We start from the raw sequence: 10,326 nt of genomic DNA, 5'->3' as shown, positions 1-10,326 counted from the left end.
TTCTTCGCCAACACCCCCGACATCCTGCACGCCTACCTCCAGCACGGCGGCCGCCCCGCCTTCGAGGTCCGCGCCGTCCTCGCCGCCACCCTCTCTCCCACCTGGGGCATCTACTCCGGCTACGAGCTGTGCGAGAACACCCCGCTCAGGGAGGGCAGCGAGGAGTACCTCGACTCCGAGAAGTACCAGCTCAGGCACCGCGACTGGGAGGCCGCCGAACGCGAGGGCCGCACCATCACCCCGCTGCTGACCAAGCTCAACACCATCCGCCGCGAGAACCCGGCCCTCCAGCAGTTGCGGGACCTCCACTTCCACCACGCGGACCAGGAAGCGGTGATCGCCTATTCGAAGCGGCAGGGTTCGAACACGGTTCTGGTGGTCGCCAACCTCGACCCCCACCACACCCAGGAGGCCACGGTCTCGTTGGACATGCCGCAACTCGGCCTGGACTGGCACGAGTCGGTGCCGGTGCGCGACGAGCTCACCGGCGAGACCTACCACTGGGGCAGGGCCAACTATGTGCGCCTCGAACCGGGCCACAGGCCCGCGCATGTCTTCTCGGTTCTGCGACCGTCCACCCCGCAGATCGGAGGGTCACCCACAACATGATCGTCAACGAACCCGTTCAGGACACCTTCGAGGACACTCCTGCCAGGGACCGGGACCCGGAGTGGTTCAAGCGCGCCGTCTTCTACGAGGTACTCGTCCGCTCGTTCCAGGACAGCAACGGTGACGGCGTCGGGGATCTGAAGGGCCTGACCGCAAAGCTCGACTACCTCCAGTGGCTCGGTGTCGACTGCCTGTGGCTGCCGCCGTTCTTCAAGTCCCCGCTCCGGGACGGCGGCTACGACGTCTCGGACTACACCGCCGTGCTGCCGGAGTTCGGCGACCTGGCCGACTTCGTGGAGTTCGTCGACGCCGCCCACCAGCGCGGCATGCGCGTGATCATCGACTTCGTCATGAACCACACCAGCGACCAGCACCCGTGGTTCCAGGAGTCGAGAAAGGATCCCGACGGGCCCTACGGCGACTACTACGTGTGGGCCGACGACGACAAGCAGTACCAGGACGCCCGGATCATCTTCGTCGACACCGAGGCGTCGAACTGGACCTACGACCCGGTCCGCAAGCAGTACTACTGGCACCGCTTCTTCTCGCACCAGCCGGACCTCAACTACGAGAACCCGGCCGTGCAGGAGGAGATGATCTCCGCGCTGAAGTTCTGGCTGGACCTGGGCATCGACGGCTTCCGGCTGGACGCGGTGCCGTACCTGTACCAGCAGGAGGGCACCAACTGCGAGAACCTCCCGGAGACGCACGACTTCCTGAAGCGGGTGCGCAAGGAGATCGACGCGCAGTACCCGGACACGGTGCTGCTCGCCGAGGCCAACCAGTGGCCCGAGGACGTCGTCGACTACTTCGGCGACTACGCGGCCGGCGGCGACGAGTGCCACATGGCGTTCCACTTCCCGGTCATGCCGCGCATCTTCATGGCCGTACGGCGCGAGTCCCGCTACCCGGTCTCCGAGATCCTGGCCAAGACCCCGGCCATCCCCTCGGGCTGCCAGTGGGGCATCTTCCTGCGCAACCACGACGAGCTGACGCTCGAGATGGTCACCGACGAAGAGCGCGACTACATGTGGGCCGAGTACGCCAAGGACCCACGGATGCGCGCCAACATCGGCATCCGGCGCCGTCTCGCCACGCTGCTGGACAACGACCGCAACCAGATCGAGCTGTTCACGGCTCTGCTGCTGTCGCTGCCGGGCTCGCCGATCCTGTACTACGGCGACGAGATCGGCATGGGCGACAACATCTGGCTCGGTGACCGCGACGCCGTGCGCACGCCGATGCAGTGGACGCCCGACCGCAACGCGGGGTTTTCCTCCTGCGATCCGGGACGGCTGTTCCTGCCCACGATCATGGACCCGGTCTACGGCTACCAGGTGACGAACGTCGAGGCGTCCATGGCCTCGCCGTCGTCGCTGCTGCACTGGACCCGCCGCATGATCGAGATCCGCAAGCAGAACCCGGCCTTCGGCCTCGGCACGTACACCGAGCTGCCGTCGACGAACCCGGCGGTGCTGGCGTTCCTGCGCGAGTACGAGGACGACCTGGTGCTGTGCGTGAACAACTTCTCGCGGTTCGCGCAGCCCACGGAGCTGGATCTGAGCGCCTTCGAGGGACGGCACCCGGTGGAGCTGTTCGGCGGGGTCCGCTTCCCGGCGATCGGCGAGCTGCCGTATCTGCTGACGCTGGCAGGTCACGGTTTCTACTGGTTCCGGCTCCGCAGGGATACCTTGTGAGGCCTGAGACGGCCTGAGACGGCCTGAGACGGCCTGAGACGGCCTGCCGAGGCCCTGCAATCACGGGGCGGGCCGCAAACCCCCGTGGCGGGGCGTTTCTCCCGCCCCGCCCGGGGCACGCATCAGTAACACCCCGCCCATCCGCGTGAGCCGGAGGGGCGCCGCCGGCACCTGCCGAAGGACCCGGAGGCGCACCAATCATGGGTGAAAGGACGCGACGCCATGTCGGAAGCCGTCACACGCACCGTCACCGCCCCGCCCGGCCTTCTTGCCTCCCTCGATCCGCTGCTGCGGGAGTGGCTGCCACGCCAGCGCTGGTTCGCGGGCAAGGGACGTCCGGTCACCGGATTCACGCTGGTCGAGGCCACCGAGCTGCTCCCCGCCACGGGCAAGCTCGGCCTGTACCACCTGCTCGTGCGCGCCCACCAGCCGTCCGTACCGTCACACGGCGCACCCGGCCACCCCGGCGACTGCTACCAGTTGCTGATAGGTGCGCGCGAGGCGCTGCCGCCTCGGCTGGCGCCCGCGCTGATCGGACACATGGCGACGGGGCCGCTGGCCGGACGGACGGTCTACGACGCCCTGCACGACGCCAGGCCCGCCGAACTGCTCCTGGAGGCGCTGCGCACCCAGGCCCGGATCGGCGGGCTCCGCTTCGAGCGGGACCTCGACCAGGACATCCGGTCCGGCCTGGTGCCGCGCGTGGTGACCGCGGAGCAGTCCAACTCGTCGATCGTCTACGGCGATACGTTCATCCTGAAGCTGCTGCGCCGGATCGTGCCCGGGGTCAACCCGGACCTGGAGCTGCCGCTGGCGCTGGCCCGCGAGGGCTGCCCCCGGGTGCCCGCGCCGACGGCCTGGATGGTCGCGGACATCGACCCCGCGGCGGACCCGGTGATCTCGGCGGGCCCGGCCGACCTGGCCGGCCAGCCGTACATACTGGGGGTGCTCCAGCCGTTCGTGCAGGGCGCCTCCGACGGCTGGGAGCTCGCCCTGCGCGAACTGGCCAAGGGCGAGGACTTCGGCGCCGAGGCGCGGGCGCTGGGCCGGGCCACCGCCGAGGTGCACACCACGCTGGCCCGGGCACTGCCGACGGTCACGCTCGGTCACATGCAGCTCCGGCTCATGGTGGACGGCATGATCGAGCGGCTGGAGGCGGCCGTCCAGGCGGTGCCCGCGCTGCGGCCCTACGCCGGCGGGCTGCGCTCGGCGTTCACGGCGCTGGGCGATCTGGCCGCCGAGGGCCGCACCTGGACCGCGCAGCGCGTGCACGGCGATCTGCACCTCGGGCAGTGCCTGCGCTCGCCGGCCGGCGAGTGGTGGCTGATCGACTTCGAGGGCGAGCCGGCCCGGCCGCTGGCAGAGCGGCGCATGCCGCAGCCGGCGGTGCGGGACGTCGCCGGCATGCTGCGGTCCTTCGACTACGCGGCGCGCTCGGCCGATCCGCCCCAGCCGGACTGGGCCGAGACCTGCCGTTCCGCGTACTGCTCCGGGTACGCCGAGGCCTCCGGCCTCGATCCGCGCACCGACCCGGTGCTGCTGCGCGCCTATGAAACGGACAAGGCGATCTACGAGGTGGTGTACGAGGCCCGGCACCGCCCCGACTGGCTGCCGGTGCCCCTGGCCGCCATAGACCGACTCGCCTCGACCGGCCACCTGACCTGACCCGACCTGACTGATCCACCTGCGTCCTGGAGGCTCCGCCCGTGACCCCCCGTCCTGAGTCCAGCGGTTCCCGTCCCAAGGGGACGGCCGGGGAGAAGATCCCCGAGCAGCCCACGGCCGCCCAGAAGAAGAGTGCCGCGAAGAAGACGTCGGTGCCGAAACAGGCGGCGGCCAAGAAGGCGACGGCCCCCGCGAAGAAGGCGGCCGCCAAGAAGACGCCCGCCGCGCAGCCACCCGCGACGAAGGCCACGGCCAAGAAGGCGGCCCCGGCGAAGACGACCGCGAAGAAGGCCGTCGAGAAGAAGGCTGCCGCGAAGAAGGCCGTCGCGAAGAAGACGGGTGCCGAGAAGGCGACCGCTGCGAAGGCCACGGCCGAGAAGGCGACCGTGGCGGAGGCACCCGCGACGAAGGCCGCCGCCGAGAAGACGGCCGCGGCGAAGACGTCCGCCAAGAAGACGACGGCGAAGGAGACCACGGCCAAGAAGGCCACGGCGACGAAGACCACGGCCACCAAGGCGACGGCCACGAAGGCGGCGGCCAAGAAGGCGACAGCCAAGAAGGCGGTCGCCAAGAAGGCCACGACGACGAAGGCGGCGGCGACGAAGGCGGCGGCGACCAAGGCCGCAGCCACCAAGACCACCGCCACCAAGGCCGCCGCTGCCAAGACCACCGGCACCAAAGCCACCACTGCCAAGCCCCCCGCGAAGAAGGCCCCCGCGAAGAGGGCTCCCGCCAAGAAGGCCACCACCAAGGCCACCGCCGGAAACAGCACCGCCGGGGCCGGCACCGCCGCCCCCGCGCAGACCCTCCCGCCGGAGATGGAGGTCGCCGTCTCGCCCGCCGTCGGCGCGGCCGACCGGGAGCGGCTGCTCAACGGCACGCATCACAACCCGCACTCCGTGCTCGGCGCCCACCCCGTGCCCGGCGGGATCGCGTTCCGGGCGTTCCGGCCGTACGCCCTGTCGGTGACCGTCGTCGCCGGGGAGGTGCGGACGGAACTGGAGAACGACGGGGAGGGGTTCTTCTCCGGGCTGCTGCCGCTGCCCGAGGTCCCGCAGTACCGGCTGCTCGTGGAGTACGAGGGGACGGTCCTGGACACCGAGGACGCCTACCGTTTCCTGCCCACGCTGGGCGACCTCGACCTGCACCTGATCGGCGAGGGCCGGCACGAGCAGCTGTGGACGGCGCTGGGCGCGCACCCGATGACCCACCAGGGCGTGACCGGCACCCGGTTCGCGGTCTGGGCGCCGAACGCGCTCGGCGTGCGCGTGGCCGGCACCTTCAACTTCTGGGACGGCACCGGCCACGTCATGCGCGCACTCGGCTCGTCGGGCGTGTGGGAGGTGTTCCTGCCGGACGTCGGCGAGGGCGAGCTGTACAAGTTCGAGATCACCCGCCCGGACGGTTCGAAGACGCTGCGTGCCGACCCGATGGCCCGCCGCACGGAGGTGCCGCCCGCGACCTCGTCGGTCATCACGTCCTCGGAGTACGAGTGGGGCGACGACGCGTGGCTGGCCCAGCGCGCCGAAGCCCCCGCGCACGAAGAGCCCTTCTCGGTGTACGAGGTCCATCTGCCGTCCTGGCGGCCGGGGCTGACCTACCGTCAACTGGCCGAGCAGCTCCCGGGGTACGTGAAGAACCTGGGCTTCACGCACGTCGAGCTGATGCCGGTCGCCGAGCATCCGTTCGGCGGCTCCTGGGGCTACCAGGTCACCGGCTTCTACGCGCCGACGGCCCGGCTGGGCACGCCCGACGACTTCCGGTACCTGATCGACTCGCTGCACCGGGCCGGGATCGGCGTACTGATGGACTGGGTGCCCGCGCACTTCCCGCGTGACGACTGGGCGCTGGCAGAGTTCGACGGCCGGCCGCTGTACGAGCACGCGGATCCGCTGCGGGCCGCGCACCCCGACTGGGGCACGCTGGAGTTCGACTACGGGCGCAACGAGGTGCGCAACTTCCTCGTCGCGAACGCCCTGTACTGGTGCGAGGAGTTCCACATCGACGGGCTGCGCGTGGACGCGGTGGCGTCGATGCTCTACCTCGACTACTCGCGCGAGCCGGGCCAGTGGACGCCCAACGAGCACGGCGGCCGGGAGAACCTGGACGCGGTGGCGTTCCTCCAGGAGATGAACGCGACGGTGTACCGCAGGGTGCCCGGTGTCGTCACGATCGCCGAGGAGTCGACCGCCTGGGACGGCGTCACCCGGGCCACTCACCACAAGGGCCCGAGCGGCTTCGGCGGGCTCGGGTTCGGGCTGAAGTGGAACATGGGCTGGATGCACGACTCGCTGGAGTACATGAGCCACGAGCCGGTGCACCGCAAGTACCACCACCACGAGATGACCTTCTCGATGGTGTACGCGTACAGCGAGAACTACGTCCTGCCGATCTCCCACGACGAGGTCGTGCACGGCAAGCGCTCCCTGGTGTCGAAGATGCCGGGCGACTGGTGGCAGCAGCGCGCCAACCACCGGGCGTACCTGGGCTTCATGTGGGCCCATCCCGGCAAGCAGCTGCTGTTCATGGGGCAGGAGTTCGCGCAGGGCGCCGAGTGGTCCGAGGCGCACGGCCCGGACTGGTGGCTCCTCGACCCGGGCTACGGGGCCGAGGCCGAGCACCGGGGCGTGCGGGATCTGGTCCGCGACCTCAACACGGTCTACCGCGCGACCCCCGCGCTGTGGCGGCTCGACACGGACCCGGCCGGTTTCGAGTGGGTGGTCGGGGACGCCGCCGACGACAACGTCCTGGCGTTCCTGAGGCTGGACCCGGAGGGCACTCCGGTCCTGTCGGTGTCGAACTTCGCGCCGGTCGTCCGCCAGGACTACCGCCTGGGCGTCCCCGAGGACGTCCCGGCCTGGCACGAGGCCGTCAACACCGACGCCGCGCGCTACGGCGGCAGCGACGTCACCAACCCCGACCCGGTCAAGCCGGAGGCCCAGCCCTGGCACGGCCGCCCGGCGAGCATCCGGCTGACGCTGCCGCCGCTGGCCACGGTCTGGCTGCGACCGGCGTAGGACTGTGACACGGGTGTGACGGGAGGAGTGGCTTCCGTCACAGCCGGTCCGGTCCGGGCCTGGTGGGGTGGCCGCATGCGTACCACCCCACTCACCCGTCGGCCCGGAAGGGGCTGAGGCCCGTGCTGGTGGGTCTCGGTGTCTCGGCGGCCTGCGCCGTCGCCGCGTTGATCGCCGCCGCGGGGACCGCCGCGATGGCGTTCCCCGGGCGGCCCGAGCCGTGGGCCGTGCATCTGATGCGCCGGGCGGCGGCGACGGCCGCGTGGGCGGCCGCGGCGGTGTACTGCCTGGGGTTCTTCGCCGTGCTGGCGTCGGAGTCGGACTTCAACGACGGGGCGAACTCGGTGCCGGCCCCGGCCTGCCGCGACGGTTTCGACCCGGCCACGATCCAGGGGCTGAGCCACCACCGGTCCTCGTACCTGCCGCTGCGCTTCGACTGCGTCCGCGACGACGGTTCCGTCTACGCCAGCGACTCCTCCTACCTGTGGATGAACTGGTCGAGCGCGTTCCTCGCCCTGTCCGCCGCCCTGCTCGCCATCGGCGCCGGGTACGCGACGGAGTTCCGTGCCCGGAAGGCCGCGGCGACTTCATGACGCTGCTCCCCGTCTTCGCCGGACTCGTGATCGGCTGGGTCGCGCTGCGCGGGCTGCTGGCGCATCCGCTGCTGCCGCTGTGGGTGCGGACCGCGGTGTTCTGGGCGGTGCCGCTCGGCGCCGTCACCTGGATGTACATCATGACCGCGGACGACTACCTGCTGTTCCCCGATACGGCTCCCTGCCCCAGGGAGCCGTATCAGGAGGGCGTCATCGGCGGCGGCAGGGTGTCGGGCGTCTCCACGCCGTTCCCGCCCCGCGCCTACTGCGCGTGGGAGGACGGCACCGTCTACGATCTCGCGCCCGGGGCCGAGTTCCTGTTCTGGGTCTTCTTCGCCCTGACGGCCGTACCGCTGGCGGCCGGGCTGTGGCACGCCCTGCGGGATCCGAGGTCCCTCCTGCGGTAGGCGCGTTCAGCGGGAGAGGGCTGAGCGGGAGGGGGCTACACGAACGCCTCCGACAAGGGCTCGGGCAGCTTCCCGGTGTGCAGCACGCCGAGCCGCTGGGTGGCACGGGTCAGGGCGACGTACAGGTCGCTGGTGCCGTACCGGGCGGGCTCGACCACGAGGACGGAGTCGAACTCCAGGCCCTTGGCCTGGCGCGGGTCGAGGAGGACGACCGACCGGGTGAGGTCGGGTTCGGTGCCCGCCGTCACGCCCTCCAGCCGGGCCGCGATGCCGCGGTGGAGGTCGCGCGGCGCGATCACCGCGAGCCGCCCCTCGTCGGGGGTGAGCTCCCCGACCGCCTTGGCGACGGCGCCCGGGAGGTCGTCGGTGGCCCGCGCCCGGGGGCGTACGCCCGTGGAGCGGACCGAGCTCGGCGGTTCGAAGTCCGGGTGCTCGGCGCGGACCACGGCCGCGGCGACGTCCATGATCTCGGCCGGGGTGCGGTAGTTGACGCCCAGCCGGGTGTGCTCCCAGCGGTCCTCGACGTACGGGGCGAGGATGCCCGCCCAGGAGCCGACACCGGCCGCCTCCGCCGTCTGCGCGGGGTCGCCGACCAGGGTCATCGAGCGGGTGGGGCTGCGCCGCATCAACAGCCGCCACGCCATCGGCGACAGCTCCTGCGCCTCGTCCACGATGATGTGCCCGAACGCCCAGGTGCGGTCGGCGGCGGCGCGCTCGGCGGCGCTGCGGTGGTCGTCCTCCTCGTGCCGCTCGGCGAACCGCTCGGCGTCGATGATGTCGTGCGCGGACAGCACCTCGGAGGACTCGGGGTCGTCCTCCTCCTTGTCCTCGAACTCGTACGTCCGGGACGCGTACGACACGTCCAGCACGCCCTGCGCGTAGGCGATCTGCCGTTCCCGCTCGCGCTGCGCGCGCTCCCGGGCCAGCCGGTCGTCCTCGCCGAGGAGTTCGGCGGCCTCGTCGAGCAGCGGCACGTCCGCGACCGTCCAGCGCCGGGTCACGGGGCGGCGCACGGCGGCGGCGTCCTCGGCGGGCAGGAACTCCTCGGGCGCGGCGAGGAAGTCGGCGACGAGCCGCTGCGGGGTCAGCAGCGGCCACAGCTGGTCAATGGCGGCCCAGACCTCGGGGTTCTCGGCGAGGTCGTCGCGGATCTGGGTGATGTCGCTGGGGTCGAGCAGGCTGGACCCGTCGAAGGGGTCGGTGCCGATCCGCTCGGCGTACAGGTCGGTGAGCGCGTTGAGGATGTGCCCCTCGAAGTGCTCGCGGGCGGCGTTGTGCGGCAGCTTCGCGGCGCGGGTGCGCTCGCGGGCGACGTTCACCAGGCCGTCGTCCAGCATGAGCACTTCGCGTTCGTGCTCGATGGCGATCACCGGGTCGGGCAGCGCCTGCCGGCTGCGCACGACCTCGGCGAGGACGTCGGCCATGTCGGCGCGGCCCTTCACGGCGGCGGCCTCGGGCGTGTCGGTGGCGGTCGCCTTCACGCCGGGGAACAGCTCGCCGACGGTCGCGAGGAGCACACCGGTCTCACCGAGGGAGGGCAGCACCTCGCCGATGTAGCCGAGGAACGCCGGGTTGGGCCCGACGATCAGCACCGCCCGCTTGGCGAGCAGCTCCCGGTGCTCGTACAGCAGATACGCGGCGCGGTGCAGGGCGACGGCCGTCTTGCCCGTGCCCGGGCCGCCCTCCACCACGAGGACGCCCCGGTGCGGGGCGCGGATGATGCGGTCCTGGTCGGCCTGGATGGTCTGCACGATGTCGCTCATGCGGCCGGTGCGCGCGGAGTTGAGCGCGGCGAGCAGCACGGCGTCGCCCGACGGGTCCTCGTGGCCGGTGCGGGTCTCGTCGCCGAGGTCGAGGATCTCGTCGTGCAGGTGGGTGACCCGGCGGCCGTCGGTGGCGATGTGCCGCCTGCGCCTGAGCCCCATCGGGGTGTGGCCGGTGGCCAGGTAGAAGGGGCGGGCGACGTCGGCACGCCAGTCGATCAGGACCGGTGTGCGCTCGGCGTCGTCCCTGCGCAGGCCGATGCGTCCGATGTGGTGGGTGACGCCCGAGGTGAGGTCGATCCGGCCGAAGCACAGGGAGCCGTCCACCGCGTTCAGGGCGGCGAGCAGCCCCGATCGCTCGGCGACGAGGATGTCCCGCTCCAGTCTGGCCTGCATGGGGGTGTTGCCCTGCGCGAGCGCGTCCGTGACGGAGGTCTCGGCGTCGCCGCGCAGCGCGTCCACGCGCGCGTACAACCCGTCGATGAATTCCTGCTCGTGCCGCAATTCATCGTCCGGAAATTCGGTGTTTGACAATTCCGCTCCCGCCCGGATATACTGTGCTCACTGAACTTCAC

At 71.3% G+C, this 10,326-nt stretch carries 6 protein-coding genes and 1 pseudogene; 6 read left to right on the top strand and 1 reads right to left on the bottom strand.

The annotated features are described in order from the left end of the window. The 6 genes and pseudogenes from ACZ3I3_RS25385 to ACZ3I3_RS25360 all read left to right on the top strand — a co-directional run. Positions 1-609, top strand: a pseudogene (locus ACZ3I3_RS25385) (alpha-1,4-glucan--maltose-1-phosphate maltosyltransferase); the annotation flags it as partial. Further along, entirely contained in the window at positions 606-2,306 is a 1,701-nt protein-coding gene (gene treS, locus ACZ3I3_RS25380; RefSeq protein WP_467368644.1) for a maltose alpha-D-glucosyltransferase, read from the top strand. The pseudogene ACZ3I3_RS25385 and the gene treS, both read left to right, overlap by 4 nt. 222 nt (positions 2,307-2,528) lie before the next feature. Beyond that, positions 2,529-3,971 (top strand): maltokinase N-terminal cap-like domain-containing protein, encoded by a 1,443-nt coding sequence (locus tag ACZ3I3_RS25375; protein ID WP_467368643.1) that lies wholly within the window; start codon positions 2,529-2,531, stop codon positions 3,969-3,971. Positions 3,972-4,012: 41 nt separating this feature from the next. Next, entirely contained in the window at positions 4,013-6,988 is a 2,976-nt protein-coding gene (gene glgB, locus ACZ3I3_RS25370) for a 1,4-alpha-glucan branching enzyme (protein WP_467368642.1), read from the top strand. 122 nt (positions 6,989-7,110) lie between these two features. Further along, positions 7,111-7,581 (top strand): hypothetical protein, encoded by a 471-nt coding sequence (locus ACZ3I3_RS25365; RefSeq protein WP_467368641.1) that lies wholly within the window; start codon positions 7,111-7,113, stop codon positions 7,579-7,581. Further along, positions 7,578-7,988: a hypothetical protein gene (locus ACZ3I3_RS25360; RefSeq protein ID WP_467368639.1), complete on the top strand. Its 411-nt coding sequence runs from the start codon at positions 7,578-7,580 to the stop codon at positions 7,986-7,988. Before ACZ3I3_RS25365 ends, ACZ3I3_RS25360 begins: the two co-directional genes overlap by 4 nt. 35 nt (positions 7,989-8,023) lie before the next feature. Here the strand turns inward: ACZ3I3_RS25360 and ACZ3I3_RS25355 are convergent, their stop codons facing one another. After that, on the bottom strand, positions 8,024-10,255 hold the full coding sequence (locus tag ACZ3I3_RS25355; protein WP_467368669.1) for a HelD family protein: 2,232 nt from the start codon (positions 10,253-10,255) through the stop codon (positions 8,024-8,026). Positions 10,256-10,326 lie beyond the last annotated feature (71 nt).

It is taken from the genome of Streptomyces sp. NPDC016851, assembly GCF_055562795.1.
This window is presented reverse-complemented; position numbering and strand designations above follow the sequence as displayed.

Excerpts from the sequence above, each read along its gene's own strand:
- treS (WP_467368644.1), top strand. The coding sequence starts at position 606 with ATGATCGTCAACGAACCCGTTCAGGACACCTTCGAGGACACTCCTGCC.
- ACZ3I3_RS25375 (WP_467368643.1), top strand. The coding sequence starts at position 2,529 with ATGTCGGAAGCCGTCACACGCACCGTCACCGCCCCGCCCGGCCTTCTT.
- ACZ3I3_RS25360 (WP_467368639.1), top strand. The coding sequence starts at position 7,578 with ATGACGCTGCTCCCCGTCTTCGCCGGACTCGTGATCGGCTGGGTCGCG.